Origin of the sequence: Paenibacillus sp. FSL H8-0282, from assembly GCF_037963825.1 — a bacterium.
In the GTDB taxonomy this organism is placed as follows: domain Bacteria; phylum Bacillota; class Bacilli; order Paenibacillales; family Paenibacillaceae; genus Paenibacillus_AQ; species Paenibacillus_AQ odorifer.
On sequence record NZ_CP150146.1, the window covers coordinates 2,975,160 to 2,990,455 of the forward strand.

The window sequence follows — 15,296 nt, forward strand, 5'->3', positions numbered from 1 at the left end:
TCTTTAAGGTTTTTTCACACATGATGAAGATGATCTAAGATAACTTCAAGGAAAATTATAACATATGATTATAGACGATGGAGAGATAGAATGAAACAGCTTCCGATTATACAGGTGCTTCCTGACCTGAAAAACATACTTAACACTGCGCAGGCAGCAGTACTTATCGCTGAACCGGGTGCAGGCAAAACAACAGGAACGCCTCCGGCGTTTTTGGACGAGCCTTGGATGGCGGGTAAAAGCATTTTAATGTTAGAGCCTAGAAGGCTTGCTGCTAGATCTGCCGCCACTTACATGGCATCCTGCCTTGGAGAAAGTGTTGGACAGACGGTAGGTTATCGGATGCGGAATGACACTAAAGTAGGCAAAAATACGCGGATTGTTGTAGTCACTGAAGGAGTATTAACGAGAATGCTGCAAAGCGATCCTTCTTTGGGTGATGTGGGTTTAGTTATTTTTGATGAGTTCCATGAGCGCAGTCTTCATGCGGATTTGGGACTTGCCCTTACACTGGAAGCACAGGCTGTGCTGCGGGAGGATCTAAGGATTCTTATCATGTCAGCTACCTTGGACAGTGAGCGGGTGTCTGCTTTACTAGGCGATGCGCCCGTAGTAAATTGTCCGGGCAGAACCTATCCTGTAGAAACAATCTATGTGCCAACTACTGGGAATCTTCCACTGGAAAAAACTGCTGCAGCTGCTGTGAGACGTGCGCTTGTTGAACAACCCGGAGATATTCTCGTCTTTTTACCGGGGGAAAGAGAAATACGCAGAACTCAAAGTGAGTTGGAAAATGGAAGCTTGGCAGAGCAGACGGTAATTCGCCCTTTATATGGCCAGCTGCCACAAAATATCCAAGATGCAGCCGTGGCTGCATCGTTTCAAGGTGAACGAAAAGTAGTGCTCGCGACTTCTATCGCTGAGACAAGTCTAACGATTGAAGGCGTGCGAACGGTAATTGACACAGGGCAGCGCCGTACACAGGTATTCTCACCACGCACAGGAATGCCAAGTCTAACGACAGTCCCGGTATCGAAAGCCTCCGCGGATCAACGGCGGGGACGTGCTGGACGAACAGCCCCTGGCGTGTGCTACAGGCTGTGGAGTCAGGAGGAGCATAATCGACTTCCGGATGACAATGTGCCGGAGATTATGCAGACGGACCTTGCGCAGCTCGCTTTGGAGCTGGCGCTGTGGGGCGTGCGCGATCCTGCCGCGCTATCTTGGCTTGACGCGCCGCCCGCTGCGCCTTATGCGCAGGGCACCGCGCTGCTGCGCCAGCTCGGCGCGCTGGACGCCGGCGGCGCTATTACGCCGCACGGCCACAGCATGGCCGCGCTTGGCGCGCACCCGCGAGCCGCGCATATGCTGCTGCGCGCGGCAGAGCTTGGCACAGCACCGCTCGCCTGCCGGCTGGCGGCGCTGCTGCAAGAGCGGGACCTTTTCAAGGGTCCCGCGGCCCTAGATTGCGACCTCACGCTCCGCGTTGAGGCGCTGCTCCGGTTCGAGCGCTCCGCTGATAGCGGCGGAGCGGACCCGGCGGCTCTGCGCGCTGTGCAGCGCGAGAGCCGCCATTTCCTGGCGCAGCTGCAAGCCGCGCCGGGCGAGAACGTGAACGACATCAGCCGCTGCGGGCTGCTTCTGTCGTTCGCCTATCCCGACCGGATCGGGCAGAAACGCGGCGATGGCGCGTTTCTGCTCTCCTCCGGTCGGGGGGCGGCCATGCGGGAAGGGCAACCGCTGGCCCGGTCATCTTATATCGTAGCTGCTTCGATCGATGATCGCGCTACACAGGGCGCAATTATGCTGGCAGCTGAGATAGAAGAAGGACAACTGCTTTCCTATCATGCAGACCGCATCACCGAGGAAGCGGATGTGTATTGGGATAAAGAAAGTGGAAGTGTGAAGAAACGTCGTCGCACAATGCTCGGCGCGTTGGTCTTAAAAGAAACTTCACATGAAAGACCCTCCGCGGAAGAAATGGCAAATGTACTATTAAGTGTCATCGCTACAGATGGCATTGAAATCCTACCGTGGGAGAAGGGAACCATACAGCTTCGCGAACGTTTGATGTTTATGCATACCTTACGTTCAGATTGGCCGGATGTATCAGATGTTGCTTTAATTGCTACGTTGGATGAATGGCTTTTGCCATATCTGCAAGGTATGAGGAACCTCCGCGACCTTCAGCGTGTACCGTTAGCGCGAGCGCTTGAGGGGATGTTAGACTGGAATCAGCGGCAGATGCTGGAAAAGGAGGCACCTACACATATATCTGTTCCTAGTGGCTCGCGTGTGCCTGTAGATTATACTAATCCTGCTGCCCCGGTATTGGCAGTAAGATTGCAAGAGATGTTTGGACAGCTGGACACACCTCGAATTGGAGGGGGAAAATTGCCAGTATTGCTGCATCTTTTGTCACCAGCTAGACGACCTGTGCAGGTAACCTCTGATCTAGCAAGTTTTTGGCGGGGGACCTATTTTGAGGTCAAAAAAGATCTGAAGGGACGGTACCCGAAGCACTATTGGCCAGATGACCCATTACAGGCTATTCCGACTAATCGTACACGTCCTGTAAAATAATTTATGGTTACATATGCTCTTGAAATTTTTCCTTAGATGTTTGGTCTCCCGTTTAAAGGGTAATTACTAGCGAAGACAATTACTAAGGAGGGCTTCAAGTGACTAAAAAAATCGTAGGTATTTTCGACACAGAACAAGAAGCAACCAGAGCAATTGAAGGACTTCACAATCAAGGATTTAATAATGATGAAATATCAGTAATCACACGTGATCGTGATGAGCTTAGAAACATCTCAGAGGATACAGGCACAAAAGCTCCAGAAGGAGTAGCAACAGGCGCTGCTACAGGTGGTGTAGTTGGCGGCGTTGCCGGACTATTAGCAGGGATCGGAGCTTTGGCGATTCCGGGGATTGGACCGATTCTGGCGGCAGGGCCTATAGTTGCAACCCTTACAGGTGCAGCAGTTGGTGCAGGCGCAGGTGGATTAGTCGGCGGCTTGATCGGACTCGGTATTCCTGAGGATGAGGCTAAAGAGTACGAAGGTTATGTGGAAAGCGGCAAAATCCTTGTACTAGTCGATGATAATGGACGCGGCTATCAAGCACATGATGTGTTCCGCGGTAACCGTTCGCTGAATACTCAGCGTTACGAAGGCGTCTATAACGAAGACACTAGACTAGGAAATTCGATGGCTAACAGAGCGGATCGGACGGCTGAAGTCTACAACCGCGATAAAATATAACATTATAATAACCTGCTTTAAAAGCGGTAAAAGGTTACAAGGAGCGATTCTCCGATTTAATGGAGAATCGCTCCTTTTGTATTTTTAGTCCATCGCGCCTCCCGGAATCCCCCTTTGCTCATCCTCTTCTGAGGGGTACGGACCCAGATGACGCTATTGGCTAATTTTTGGTCTTTGCAGCAGGATTTCGGACTCCATGGACGCTATTCTATAGAATGAGGCTCTTATTTCCTGTTTTTTTTGCCAATAGCTGCAATGGGGTCCGATAGGGCTCCAAATATTGAATAATATTGCGTTTAAGGTCCCCTGTGTCCTTTTCTACTACGTACCTGCATCGTTTCGGAGTGTCCTTATGCTGCTACGCAAGTGCTGTCTTTTTACTGCTACGTACACACCCGATCACTGTGTCCTTTCCCGCTACGTACCTGCATCGTTTCGGAGTGTCCTTATGCTGCTACGCACGTGCTGTCCTTGTATTGCTACGTAAGCGCACCCGGTCACGTGTCCTTATGCTACAGAGTATTCGCATCGGATTGCAACTCCGAACGTGCCCCGTTACGCAGTGTCCTTAATACTGTTACGCACGTGCTGTCTTTGTACTGCTACGTATGCGTACCTGATCACTGTGTCCTTATGCTAGAGGTGCATCGTTCCGCTGACGTACATGCACCGTTCCGTTGACGTACATGCACCGTTCCGTTGACGTACATGCACCGTTCCCTAGAGTCCTTTTGCTATTACATACGTGCATCGTTCCACTATGTCCTTATATTGCTACGTAAGTGCACCCGGACTCTGTGTCCTTATCCTACTGAGCATACGCCCCCGGTTTGCTGCTAAGAAATCCCCCCGTATCGCAGCGACCTTATGGTTGCTAAGCACGTGCCACGTTCCGGAGTGTCCTTATGTGCTGCTACCAGCACGATCTTAATCAAGGATACGAAGCATGCGGACGAAAGAATCAGCTGCCACGGATAACCTCATATCGCGATGGATTGCGAAGCCTATATTCCGGGGTGGAGGGGGATCATCTAATTGCAACTCGAAAAGTTCTCCTTTTTGAATCTCCTCAATTACAAAAGAACGGCTAATAAAGGCTACCCCGTAACCAAGTCTTGCAAATTCAGAGAGTAAATCGATGCTGCCCAGCTCTATATCTGGTTTAACGGACAACCCCTTACCAGCAAACCAATGATCAACAAACAGTCTGGTGCTGCTTTCTGGGGATAATAAAATAAAAGGTAACTCTGCAAGTTCTTTTGCCGTAAGCGAACGGTTTGCCAGTTCCTGAAAGGCTCGTCCCACTACAAAACAATCCTCAAGGGTGGCAAGCGTCTGAATACTTAATTGTGGATCGTCAATAGGCATATGGACGAGCGCACAGTCTATTTCGCCTTCTTTCAAACGTTTGGTGATCTCATGCGTTTTTCCGTGTGATAGCCGAATTCGTATGCCGGGATATTGTTTGTGGAATACGTTCAATTGCGGCAGCAAAAGATTTTTTATAAGGGAATCACTCGCTCCAATCCGAACTTCTCCCTCGTTTAATTGCTTCAGATTATGAAGATGCTTTTGTGCAGAATCCAGCATGACTAAAGAGGGCTCAACATATTCCAATAACGCCCGTCCTTCCTCGGTTAGCTCTACACCTTTAGATAAACGATGAAATAATTTGAGGCCTAAAGAATCCTCCATTTGTTTAATGGCATAACTTACGGATGGCTGTGTAATATGCAATTCATTTGCAGCCTTTGTTAGATTTTTGTAACGAGCCGTATATAAAAAAATACGATACCATTCAAGGTTAAAGAATTTGATATAGATCACCTCTATGACAGTCTGTTGAAAATGTGATTTCATTAATTGCAACAATCTTATTATAATTTGGATATATAAATAATAAAAGAGTCGGCAATGGAGGTTTGAATATTATGGCAGGTAACACATTTGGAGAAGTATTTAAGATTACTACCTTTGGAGAGTCACATGGTGCAGCGGTTGGGGTCATAGTGGATGGAGTTACACCTAATGTTGAAATTGATGAAGCATATATTCAGAAACAGATGGATAGAAGGAAACCAGGCCAGTCCTCTGTAACTTCACCGCGTAAGGAATATGATGTGGTGCAAATACAATCAGGAATATTCGAAGGGAAAACAACCGGAACTCCACTCTTTGTAGTTCTGTACAACAAAGATATGAAACCGGAGGCCTATAACGATATTCAGCATTCATTTAGACCCGGCCATGCGGATTATACTTTTTTGCAGAAATATGGAATTCGCGATCATAGAGGCAGTGGGCGGGCATCTGGCAGGGAAACAGCGGCAAGAGTAGCTGGCGGAGCGATCGCTCGGAAACTGCTCGAAAGAAGAGGGGTTGAGGTACTAGCCTACACGCAAGAGGTCGGAGGGATTAAGTGTCAAACCTTTGATGAAGATGTTATTGAACAAAATGCAGTCCGCGCCTGTGATGCTAAGGCTGGAGCTGAAATGATTAAAAAAATTGAACACTTAGCTTCGATTGGAGACAGCTGCGGAGGTATCGTGGAGTGTCGGATTAGAGGGGTTATTCCGGGTCTTGGAGAACCCGTATTTGATAAATTGGATGCAGAGTTAGCTAAAGCGATGTTATCTATTGGTGCTGTAAAAGGAATAGAGTTTGGAGCTGGATTCGAAGCGGCCTCTATGCTTGGAAGTGAACATAATGACGCGATGAATAAGGATGGATTTCTTAGTAACCATTCCGGTGGAATTATAGGCGGAATCAGTACAGGAGAAGAGATTATTTTTCGAATAAGTGTAAAGCCTACATCCTCGATTTCTGTTACTCAACAGACCATAAACACGAATGGTGAAGAAGTTGAGATTAAAACGGAGGGCAGACATGATCCATGTATCTGTCCGAGAATCGTCCCGGTTGTTGAAGCAATGGCTTGCTTAGTATTGGAAGATCTTTATAAAAGACAAGCTGCTATTTTTGGATGAAACACTTTATAAAATGAAACAAATCAAAGACTGCACCTCTTAGCAATAGACTGTGAGGTGCAGTCTTTTTTGCATATGTGGTATCATATGGATAATCATTCAAATTATGCTTTGTCTCTAGCTATGCCATAAGATACAGTACAGCGAAAAGGAGGGAATAGATGAGAATCTTTGTTGCAGGTGCTGCTGGTGTGATTGGACGGTCATTGCTTCCTAAGTTACTACAAGCGGGGCATGAGGTTATCGGTCTGACCCATAAAGAAGAAAACAAAACAATCCTTGAGAGCTTAGGGGCACAAGCGGTAATCGCGGATGTGTATGAGCGTGAGTCTATATTTGCGGCTATTCAAGCAGCCCAACCTGAAGTGGTAATTCATCAGCTGACTTCATTAAGTCAGCGGAATTTTGCAGATAATTCAAAGATAAGAATAGAAGGAACACGAAATATTGTCGATGCTTCACTGACAAGCGGGGTTAAACAGATTATTGCCCAAAGTATCTCTTGGGCTTATGAAGCTGGTGAGGGACCTGCCACGGAGAATACTCCATTAGATACTAATGCTTCTGAATCCCGGATGAGAACCATTGAGGGTATCCGCTCACTTGAAAAGGCAGTTGCAGAAATTCCTAATCATGTGATTTTGCGGTACGGAATGTTGTACGGCCAAGGGACTTGGTATGATGCTGCGGGATTAATGACAGAAGAAATTCGACAAGGGAGACTGACTGCAACAGAAGCGGTTACGTCATTCCTTCATGTGGAGGATGCAGCTAACGCGGCGGCGCTTGCTCTGAACTGGCCTTCTGGTCCAGTTAATATTGTGGACAATGAACCTGCGCGAGGAATAGATTGGGTGCCTGTTTTTTCTGAAATCTTGGGAGCTCCTAGACCTCCTTTGCATATGGGCAGAGAAGGCTGGGAACGGGGAGCGTCCAATACAAAAGCTCGAATGGATTACGGATGGAGTCCATCATACCCGTCATGGAGGTCAGGTTTTGCTCAGAGCTTGAAAGGTTAAAGATGAATCCAAACATGTAGAAGGAGAGATGACATGAGTAAATTAAAGAATTTTTCTTTAGTAGTCGTGAATTTAATTGCTGATCTATGGTTTGGAATCGTTCGAAAACCAGAGTTTTATGATAAACACACCGTTACTAGAACAAAGAAAGGGTATGTCCTGTTTGTATCTATGGCAGGCATTATCGCAGTGGGTTCAGCTTTTTGGTTATGCTCAAGAATATATTAGAAAAAAGGCTGCCCATTGGCGGTCTTTTTTTTGAGATTGGATGTCAGAAAGCTAGAATGTTATGTTACTACTTAATAGATGGTTAAAACAGGCTCCTTATTATGTTCAGCGCATAAGATTAATGTCTAAACTCATGGATGAAAATCGTGCCAAAGTGACGCTTATTGCCGCCTCAGCTGGGTTTGGAAAAACGACACTTGCGGCCGAATGGGCTCGTACTCATTCCGATGAGGTTGCATAGCTTGCAGATAACCATCTTGTACGATTCTGGTTAAATTTGCATGCTGCAATTGAGAGAATCTTTCGCCCCTTTTTAAATCGCTTGGATTTGTTTATCCAGTCTGTTCGTGACGGTTCAGTAGAAACTGCGATTCCTCTTTTATTAAACGATCTGCATTCTCTTCCAGGCTCTATTACACTTATAATGGATGATTATCATGCGATTACGAATCAATCGATTCATGAAAGTATGGGCTTTTTCATCGGACATCTTCCGGCTAATGTGAAGCTTGTAATATTGAGTAGAACCCTCCCGCCACTCGCCTTATCCCGCCTAAGAGCACAACAGGAACTTCTAGAATTAAGTAACGATGATCTGAGGTTTACATTTGACGAAAAAGATGAGCTGCAATCTCAATCCTTGAGCGAGCATCTTACACAAGAAGAGTTATTTTTGTTCGAGCAAAAAACAGATGGATGGGTAGCGGGTTTGATTCTTGCCTTCCGCTCTTTTTCAGGAAGGGCTGGTCTTGGAAGCTATCCAGCATGCTTTTGAGGCAGAGGATTATACGTTTTCTGCATCATGTATGGATAGGCCTTTCAATTCAATTATCAAAGATGGCGATGAATCTTCATTGCTAGATTTATTAGGTAAGTTGCCGATCAAAAATAGATTGTGCACCCTGATTTGTTTTATTTTCAAGCGGGTTCGATGGCTGTCGCTGGACGATCAGATGATGCCAAACGCTTCTTACAAAAGGTTGAACTTTTCATGGAAGAGGAATTTATTATTCCGGAAAAAGAGCAAGCCGTAATTCAAATGCGGTTGGATCTGTATCGTGATTCGGTTGCATTTTATCAGGGGGACGTGGATACGTTCGTTGAGCTATTGGACCAAAACAGGGAAGGCATAGAGAAATTTGCATCTATAGTAAACGTTACAAGGACATGGTTTTGTATTTTTGGCGGATCTTTTCTATGAACGGAATCATCTTAAAGATGCAAATGTCCAACTGGACAAAGCGCTTGTTATGTGTAATTCCACGAGGCATGTGAGCGTGTGGGTGCCAGGGGTTATTTTGCAAGCTAAAATGTTAAAAGCAATGGGTCATGTGGAAGATGCAGCGGAGGTTTTGCAGACAGCTATTGCGGAACTTAAGCAATATCATTCTCCTGGCAGGGAAAGATTGCTGGAAGCTGCATATATTCGAATTCAGTTCTCGCAAGGACCGTTAAGTAGCGGTGATGAATGGCTAACGAAAAGGCATATTAGTGCAAATGATAAACCTAATGTTGCCCGGGAATACGAACAAATCACACTCGCGCGTATGCTGATGGTCCGTCAAGCTTATCAAAAGTTAGAGGTTAAAAACCAGGTAAAGCCGTTTCTAAGATAAAAGAAAAGCATTTGCTTTAAATCGGCAAAAGACTAATATAACAGTTTATTACCAAACATTTACTTTAAGAAGTGATACTATGGAATACAGAAGGTTATAGGACTAGCGAGGAGGAAATGTAAATGCAATTAATGGCATGGTCTGAATACGAGATTTCATATGACTTAAATAATGATTATTCTATTCGTAAGGCAGACTCAGAAGAGTGGGGACTGTATTGTTCCATTTATTATAATATGCAATATAATGGTTTTTTTAAAGAAGAAAGGTTCAATTCTGCCCAAAGAAACGCTTTTTGGATCTATAAAGGCGAGTCTAAAATAGGTGGAGTAAGGATGTCGCCTAACCGGATATATCATTTATTTGTTATTCCACCGTTTAACGATACATTTGTGGTGCTGAAGCTATTAAAAAAGCTTTTGATTTATTGGTCGGATAGAACAAAACCTATAAAAACCTTCGAGGTTCTGCCAGACCAGGTTCAATTATTTGCGCGGGCAGGGTTTTGGCCTGATGAGTTCAGATGCCGTTGGATGCACCGTCCTACAGATTATTTTGAGGTCGAATGGAACAAAGAGTTAAGGATTGAAAGTCCTCAGATCGAAGATAATGGAATGTGCGCTAAACGTTTTATTCTTGAAGAGCAGATCGCCGAATGTAACTATGCGAGCTTCGATGGAAGTCTTGAGGCAACAAGGAGAAAAAAATTCGCTTATGAAGATTTTATCCCAAGTGAAGAACCTAATTACACAAATGAAGAATTACTGACAGCGTCAACGCTTGTGTATGATAAGAAATCAGGACAGCTAATTGCGAATTGTCTTTTGGGTTTACAAGATGATTACGCAGCAGTTTACAGTATTGGTGTAATACCTGCTTACAGAGGAAAAGGGATTGCTACACTGATGTTGAAAAGAGGACTTAATCTCCTGAAAGATAAGTATCCGATCCTAAGATTATATGTCATGGAAGGTAATGATGCGGAGTCTGTTTATTTAAATCTAGGATTTGTCCCTGGAGTACAAGAGATACAGAGTATGTATATTCCTATGCACGACTAAGAAAGGCTGCCAGATGGCAGCCTTTTTTTTGTTAACTAGGCATGAGAGGTAATAGGAAACATGAAATGTTGAGGGAGTTCTTTTAATAGCGGACGTATAAATAAGGTATCTTCACTCTGTGAAATTAATTCTGCCTTAACTTGATCGATTGGATAATCTGGTGTGAAATAAAAATGTATAACTTCAGTATCCGGAGAAATAATGCTTTTCAATACTGTATTGATATCAAAACTTGTTGTACTAATAATATCAAAAATATGAAGCTGATGATCCTCATGTTTAAAGATCACAATAACGTCAGCCTCTTCAATATAATAAAAGGAATCGTGAAAAGGAAGAATAAAATAAAACAGCAGCTGATGTTCATTATTTATCACACTTAGCGCAGAGGATACTGGTGTTCTTTTGACTGCAAAATTTTTGATCATGCTAAAATCAACGGGGTTACCTATAGATAAAGGCCGCACAGAGTAGGTTGTAGTTGGCTGATTGCTAAGATGAGCAACATTAAGTGAAAAGCTGCTTTCTTGCATGCGTTCAAACCCGAATTTAGGATAAAAATCCAAAGCGCGCTCATTAGCAAATAAGTAGAGAAAGTCGTATTCATGTTCGTACTTAGCGATAATGTGGTCTATTAATTTTCGGGATAAACCTTGCATACGATAATCAGGATGTGTCATCACCGTCCCAATTTGGATGGCGTTGTATTCTTTTTTGTTGATGAGAATAGTCATTTTATTAATAGAAGCATTCGCAATGACGTGATCTTCATCGATAAAGGAATAACAAATATATTTGTCATTCCAGCCCCCTTGTTCATACCAAGGTTTAAAATCAATACCAAAGATTGATTGGGCTAAAGAATTGAAGCTAAGCTTATATTTATCGATGTGTTTATAATCGCTAATCAATTGATATTCATTCATAGAATATACCTCTATTTCAGATGATTTTGGGATTCGCATTTTATGAATATATAATACTATGCTTTTTAACCGTAAAGTTGATTTTAAAAATACTATACCAATATAATCCTGTAGATGTGTTATCATAATTTCTAAATTATTAACTCGGAGGTATAAGATGAGAGAGATAGATTACAGTCATTATTTTTGGCAGGATGAGAAAATAAGACTAAGATCCGTTCACATTTGCAGAATTCTCATCACAGCGGCTGATGTTTACGATCGAAAATCTGAATGGTGAATATGTGGGTGGAGTAAATCTTAATAGCATAGACGAGAAAAATGGTACGTTCAGTATAGGCGTGCAAGTGGATAGAGACCATCGAGGTAAGGGGTATGGGACAAGAGCTATCAACATCCTGTTGAAGTATGCTTTTTTGGAGCTTAGACTCAAACAAGTTTAACGAATGTGCGCTCGAAGGTAACGAACCCTCAGCAGCTATGCTTAGAAAAGTGGGTTGTGTTCAAGAAGGCGTGCGCCGTAAAGTTATTTATACAAATGGACAGTATTTAGACTTACTGTTGTTTGGATTGACGAAGGATGAATTTATGGAGAAAAACGCTATGAAATAGTGCTTAGGAGAGGTTACTTGGAAAGCGGAGTGGCGCAGGGATTATAGCTGAGAAGGACGTTTAGAAAATGAACTTGGCAAAGTGGAACTTATTAGTTACCTAAAAAGCGATTCTTCAATACATGGAGGATCGCTTTTTTGCGTTTTGCTGTTCGAATTGATGTTCTATTGAAGCTTGCGGACCCAGAAGACGCTATTTGCAAATATTAAGCTTTTTCAGAGTAGTTTCGGACTCCAGTGCAGCTATTCCCCAAGAATAGCTCTATATATGTTACTTTTTATGCCAATAGCGTCCATGGGGTCCGACAGCACACCAAAAGTGGGGAAAAGCAGCGAATAGAGTCAATGGGGTCCGATAGTAGCTCGAACGAGCAAACTTGAACAAACTAAACAAAGAATGGGAGGAGGATCATGCAGAAGCATGTGGATTCAGATGTAGTTTGTATCGTGCAGAAGCATGCGGGTTCAGATGTAGTTTGTATCGTGCTGAAGTATATTGATCCAGATGGAGTTTGGTTTGCGCAGAAACTTTCGGACCCAGAAGACGCTATTTGCAAATATTAAGCTTTTTCAGAGTAGTTTCGGACACCAGTGCAGCTATTCCTCAAGAATAGCTGTATAAATGTTACTTTTTTATGCTAATAGCGCCCATGGTTTCCGATAGCACAGCAAAAGTGGGGAAAAGCAGCGAATAGAGTCAATGGGGTCCGATAGTAGCTCGAACGAGCAACTGATCAAACTAAACTGATCAAACTAAACGGATCAAATTAAACAAAGAATGCGAGGGGTGTGCAGAAGCATGCGGGTTCAGATAGAGTTTGTTTCGTGCCGAAGCATGTGGACCTACTTCTTCAAGGATCATTCTACGAAATCAACGATGTACAATCATTTATTCCGTAATTTCACCATATGAAAAATTCACAATAGAAAACCACAAAAAACTAAACTCTCCCTACTCACATCCATATAAATCATCCTGTATCCCACCAAATCTCTATAAACAACGGAATAAGTGAACCCTCTATCAAATTTCAGGTTGTGAAAGTTGGAAAATAGTGCTTATACTAGAGTAATAGAAGGAAAGATTAGCCAACAACATTTACAACATGAGGAGGGTTTATATGGCGTTTATGATTGCTCAACGAGCGTTTATCAAAGTGTATCTTATAACAATGGTAGAACAACACCGCGGTTACGGATATCAAATGCTGGAGGATTTACGTCGGGATTTCAAAGCCCATGGTTATTCCCCTCCACAGAGTGAAATCTATCGCGCCCTGCATGAGCTGGTGCAGCAAGGGATTTTATATCGTACCAAGCAGCTTAAAGGCAATGACCCTAAAGTGGATTTTCAAGAAATCGTACTTTACCATTTCACCTCAGATGGAGAAGAGAAAGCAAAATTATATAAAAAGCAGGTAAAGACGGATCTTGACCGCTGCTTAGGCATTTTGAATAAAGCTGTTGTGGACAACTATTAGAACTGCAACTATAGTAATATTTTCAGGATGCGCTCACCCTGTTATAATGGTTACTGCCGGATGATTGCAGTATATACTTGGAGGTAGCAAAAGATGGATGAACATATGAAACGCCGGTTAGACAAACAGCGGAAGCTGTTCAGTCAACTTGGCATCACATTAGACGCTCTAACCATACATGAAAAAGAATTCAGCATGAAGCTGCGTGGCTACGATGCGGAGGAAGTAGATACATTTCTGGACAGCGTAATCAAAGATTACGAACGTTTCTATGCGACGATAGCTGATCTGATGGATAAATGGCAAGAGCAGCAGCTGGAAATGCGGGAATTAAAGGCAGAAACAAAAACAGAGGTTATCCAGGTTCCTGTTTCCCGAGGCATTGATCCAAAAGAATTGGAAGAGGTTATTCTGAGGCTTGAAACTAACGTCCGCCAGCTTAAAGATAAGCTTCCTCGCGTGGAAGAATTTTTATAAGGCGCTGTTTGGGATAATGGGAGCTCCGCTTGACATTTCTAAATTTACCATTGACGAGTTAGCAGTTCATGAATTATGATATGTTCATAAATGATCATTTATATTTTAGTGGCGTGTTACCGTTAAGGGCATGAGCCAAGAATTGTCTTTATTTTCATTAGACAATTCTTGGCTTTTTTTGTTCCAATTTGACGATAATTAGGGAGAGGAGTGATGAGCTTGTCGCGAGAGATCGAGCAATTTCAAGTACAGCGTGTAATTGGGAATAACGTTGTAATGGTTCAGGGAAGCAAAAACGGGAAGGAATATGTCATCATTGGCAAAGGTATTGGATTTGCAGTGAAGGGTTCTGGTGTGATCGAAGGAAATGATGCTCGGATTGAAAAATTGTTTCGTCTAGAAGATCGCGAAGCCTGGAGCCAATATCAAGTTTTGCTGGAAGATATAGATCCTAAGGTAATGAAAATAACTGATGAGATAATTGCAGATATCCAAAGTCAATTTCCTGACAAGTTAAACGACAAGATTTATCTGGCACTCCCGAGCCACATACAGTTCACCATCTACCGTCTGCGCAACGGGATGGATATTATTAATCCGTTTTTGCAAGAAACCAAAATGTCATTTCCGAAGGAATTTGAGATCGCTTACAAGGCATCGGAGAAAATCAATGCTGAATTTCAAGTGCAAATCCCCGAAGATGAGATTGGATTTCTTACTTATCATGTGTATTCAGCCGTCAATAATGTATCGGTTGGTCAGTTAGTCAAGGCCTCTAATATTGTCAATGAGCTTCTAGACATGATTCAGCAAGAACGAAAGATAACTTTTGAGCACGGCAGTATGAATCATATCCGATTAATGATCCACTTGCGTTTTTCGCTGGAACGTATTTTAAAAGGATCACTAATAGATAATCCCTTTGTGAAACATATTAAGAAAGAATACAAAGAGGAATACAAGCTGGCTAAAAAGCTCGGTAAAGTAATGCAAAGATCGCTTGAGGTCGAAATTCCGGAAGAAGAACTATGTTTTCTAGCCATGCATTTGCACCGGTTATTTCAGACTTTAGTGAAATCAAATTAACATCTTAAGAGGAGTGGAGCATATGTTTTCCAAATGGAAATCAAAAAAAGAAGAGAAACATACTGAACATACCATCGAAATCATGGCACCAATCAGCGGGGAGTCAGTTCCACTAGCACAGGTTCCGGATGAAACCTTTGCTGGCGGTCATATGGGTAACGGAATTGCAATAAAACCCTCTGAAGGAATTTTGAAAGCGCCTTTTGACGGTAGGGTTGCTCATATCGTGAAATCGAGTCATGCAGTCATTCTGGAACATTCCTCCGGTATGCAATTGCTATTACATATCGGAATCGATACTGTCAGCCTCAAGGGCAACGGTTTTGTCAGTCATATAACCTCTGGAGATCAAGTAAAAGCAGGTCAAACCCTAATCGAATTTGATCTGGACGTAATTCGCGCGGCAGGTTGTGACACAATTTCGCCTGTAATCGTGACCAGTACAGAGGAGAATCCACCTCAAGTAAGCGGACATTATGGTCAGGTTACAGCAGGACAGGATCTGATTCTTACCGTGGCTTCAAAGTAAATGGTTTAT

Annotated in this window: 18 protein-coding genes; 16 read left to right on the forward strand and 2 right to left on the reverse strand. The window is 43.3% G+C overall.

Annotation, left to right across the window (positions count from 1 at the left end):
• The first annotated feature begins 90 nt into the window (after positions 1-90).
• Positions 91-2,583, forward strand: coding sequence for an ATP-dependent helicase HrpB (hrpB, locus tag NST94_RS13000; protein ID WP_339282040.1), 2,493 nt, complete (start codon positions 91-93; stop codon positions 2,581-2,583).
• 98 nt (positions 2,584-2,681) lie between these two features.
• Positions 2,682-3,266 (forward strand): general stress protein, encoded by a 585-nt coding sequence (locus NST94_RS13005; protein WP_076126136.1) that lies wholly within the window; start codon positions 2,682-2,684, stop codon positions 3,264-3,266.
• A 927-nt stretch (positions 3,267-4,193) separates the two neighbouring features.
• Here the strand turns inward: NST94_RS13005 and NST94_RS13010 are convergent.
• A complete protein-coding gene (locus tag NST94_RS13010; RefSeq protein ID WP_339282041.1) occupies positions 4,194-5,093 on the reverse strand; it encodes a LysR family transcriptional regulator in 900 nt (299 codons plus the stop codon).
• 104 nt (positions 5,094-5,197) lie between these two features.
• On the opposite strand from NST94_RS13010, the gene aroC reads away from it, so the two are divergent.
• From aroC to NST94_RS13045, 7 genes are all read left to right on the forward strand, one after another.
• Entirely contained in the window at positions 5,198-6,253 is a 1,056-nt protein-coding gene (aroC, locus tag NST94_RS13015) for a chorismate synthase (RefSeq protein ID WP_076126139.1), read from the forward strand.
• Positions 6,254-6,414: 161 nt separating this feature from the next.
• Positions 6,415-7,272 (forward strand): NAD(P)-dependent oxidoreductase, encoded by an 858-nt coding sequence (locus NST94_RS13020; RefSeq protein WP_076183766.1) that lies wholly within the window; start codon positions 6,415-6,417, stop codon positions 7,270-7,272.
• A 33-nt stretch (positions 7,273-7,305) separates the two neighbouring features.
• Positions 7,306-7,500, forward strand: a complete 195-nt coding sequence (locus tag NST94_RS13025; RefSeq protein WP_076126143.1) for a hypothetical protein — start codon at positions 7,306-7,308, stop codon at positions 7,498-7,500.
• Between the two features lie 322 nt (positions 7,501-7,822).
• Positions 7,823-8,275 carry a hypothetical protein gene (locus NST94_RS13030; protein ID WP_076126146.1) on the forward strand — a complete coding sequence of 151 codons (453 nt, stop codon included), beginning with the start codon at positions 7,823-7,825 and terminating at the stop codon, positions 8,273-8,275.
• 156 nt (positions 8,276-8,431) lie between these two features.
• On the forward strand, positions 8,432-8,701 hold the full coding sequence (locus tag NST94_RS13035) for a hypothetical protein (RefSeq protein ID WP_339282042.1): 270 nt from the start codon (positions 8,432-8,434) through the stop codon (positions 8,699-8,701).
• Complete coding sequence (locus NST94_RS13040) at positions 8,682-9,116, forward strand: hypothetical protein (protein WP_143766419.1); 435 nt, start codon at positions 8,682-8,684, stop codon at positions 9,114-9,116. Before NST94_RS13035 ends, NST94_RS13040 begins: the two co-directional genes overlap by 20 nt.
• 122 nt (positions 9,117-9,238) lie before the next feature.
• Entirely contained in the window at positions 9,239-10,177 is a 939-nt protein-coding gene (locus NST94_RS13045; protein WP_339282043.1) for a GNAT family N-acetyltransferase, read from the forward strand.
• A gap of 35 nt (positions 10,178-10,212) precedes the next feature.
• Here NST94_RS13045 and NST94_RS13050 read toward each other — a convergent pair whose 3' ends face one another.
• Positions 10,213-11,103, reverse strand: a complete 891-nt coding sequence (locus NST94_RS13050) for a GNAT family N-acetyltransferase (RefSeq protein WP_076183777.1) — start codon at positions 11,101-11,103, stop codon at positions 10,213-10,215.
• Between the two features lie 251 nt (positions 11,104-11,354).
• Here NST94_RS13050 and NST94_RS13055 point away from each other — a divergent pair, with 251 nt between their 5' ends.
• The 7 genes from NST94_RS13055 (at position 11,355) to NST94_RS13085 (ending at position 15,287) form a co-directional block, all read left to right on the forward strand.
• Positions 11,355-11,546, forward strand: a complete 192-nt coding sequence (locus tag NST94_RS13055; protein WP_254847608.1) for a GNAT family protein — start codon at positions 11,355-11,357, stop codon at positions 11,544-11,546.
• Positions 11,547-11,583: 37 nt separating this feature from the next.
• On the forward strand, positions 11,584-11,715 hold the full coding sequence (locus NST94_RS13060; RefSeq protein ID WP_254848749.1) for a GNAT family protein: 132 nt from the start codon (positions 11,584-11,586) through the stop codon (positions 11,713-11,715).
• A 410-nt stretch (positions 11,716-12,125) separates the two neighbouring features.
• Positions 12,126-12,278: a hypothetical protein gene (locus NST94_RS13065; protein ID WP_339282044.1), complete on the forward strand. Its 153-nt coding sequence runs from the start codon at positions 12,126-12,128 to the stop codon at positions 12,276-12,278.
• Positions 12,279-12,835: 557 nt separating this feature from the next.
• The gene (locus NST94_RS13070) at positions 12,836-13,195 is read left to right on the forward strand and encodes a helix-turn-helix transcriptional regulator (RefSeq protein WP_036686667.1); all 360 of its coding nucleotides are present in this window, start codon (positions 12,836-12,838) and stop codon (positions 13,193-13,195) included.
• A gap of 93 nt (positions 13,196-13,288) precedes the next feature.
• The gene (locus NST94_RS13075) at positions 13,289-13,672 is read left to right on the forward strand and encodes a DivIVA domain-containing protein (protein ID WP_036686669.1); all 384 of its coding nucleotides are present in this window, start codon (positions 13,289-13,291) and stop codon (positions 13,670-13,672) included.
• 213 nt (positions 13,673-13,885) lie between these two features.
• Positions 13,886-14,758 (forward strand): PRD domain-containing protein, encoded by an 873-nt coding sequence (locus tag NST94_RS13080; protein WP_076126156.1) that lies wholly within the window; start codon positions 13,886-13,888, stop codon positions 14,756-14,758.
• Positions 14,759-14,780: 22 nt separating this feature from the next.
• Positions 14,781-15,287, forward strand: a complete 507-nt coding sequence (locus tag NST94_RS13085; protein WP_076126158.1) for a PTS glucose transporter subunit IIA — start codon at positions 14,781-14,783, stop codon at positions 15,285-15,287.
• Positions 15,288-15,296: the final 9 nt, after the last annotated feature.

Bases quoted from the DNA above. Each gene is read 5' to 3' on its own strand.
- hrpB (WP_339282040.1), top strand. From the start codon at position 91: ATGAAACAGCTTCCGATTATACAGGTGCTTCCTGACCTGAAAAACATA.
- aroC (WP_076126139.1), top strand. From the start codon at position 5,198: ATGGCAGGTAACACATTTGGAGAAGTATTTAAGATTACTACCTTTGGA.
- NST94_RS13020 (WP_076183766.1), top strand. From the start codon at position 6,415: ATGAGAATCTTTGTTGCAGGTGCTGCTGGTGTGATTGGACGGTCATTG.
- NST94_RS13025 (WP_076126143.1), top strand. From the start codon at position 7,306: ATGAGTAAATTAAAGAATTTTTCTTTAGTAGTCGTGAATTTAATTGCT.
- NST94_RS13035 (WP_339282042.1), top strand. From the start codon at position 8,432: ATGGCTGTCGCTGGACGATCAGATGATGCCAAACGCTTCTTACAAAAG.
- NST94_RS13045 (WP_339282043.1), top strand. From the start codon at position 9,239: ATGCAATTAATGGCATGGTCTGAATACGAGATTTCATATGACTTAAAT.
- NST94_RS13050 (WP_076183777.1), bottom strand. From the start codon at position 11,103: ATGAATGAATATCAATTGATTAGCGATTATAAACACATCGATAAATAT.
- NST94_RS13055 (WP_254847608.1), top strand. From the start codon at position 11,355: ATGTTTACGATCGAAAATCTGAATGGTGAATATGTGGGTGGAGTAAAT.
- NST94_RS13060 (WP_254848749.1), top strand. From the start codon at position 11,584: ATGCTTAGAAAAGTGGGTTGTGTTCAAGAAGGCGTGCGCCGTAAAGTT.
- NST94_RS13065 (WP_339282044.1), top strand. From the start codon at position 12,126: ATGCAGAAGCATGTGGATTCAGATGTAGTTTGTATCGTGCAGAAGCAT.
- NST94_RS13070 (WP_036686667.1), top strand. From the start codon at position 12,836: ATGGCGTTTATGATTGCTCAACGAGCGTTTATCAAAGTGTATCTTATA.
- NST94_RS13075 (WP_036686669.1), top strand. From the start codon at position 13,289: ATGGATGAACATATGAAACGCCGGTTAGACAAACAGCGGAAGCTGTTC.
- NST94_RS13080 (WP_076126156.1), top strand. From the start codon at position 13,886: ATGAGCTTGTCGCGAGAGATCGAGCAATTTCAAGTACAGCGTGTAATT.
- NST94_RS13085 (WP_076126158.1), top strand. From the start codon at position 14,781: ATGTTTTCCAAATGGAAATCAAAAAAAGAAGAGAAACATACTGAACAT.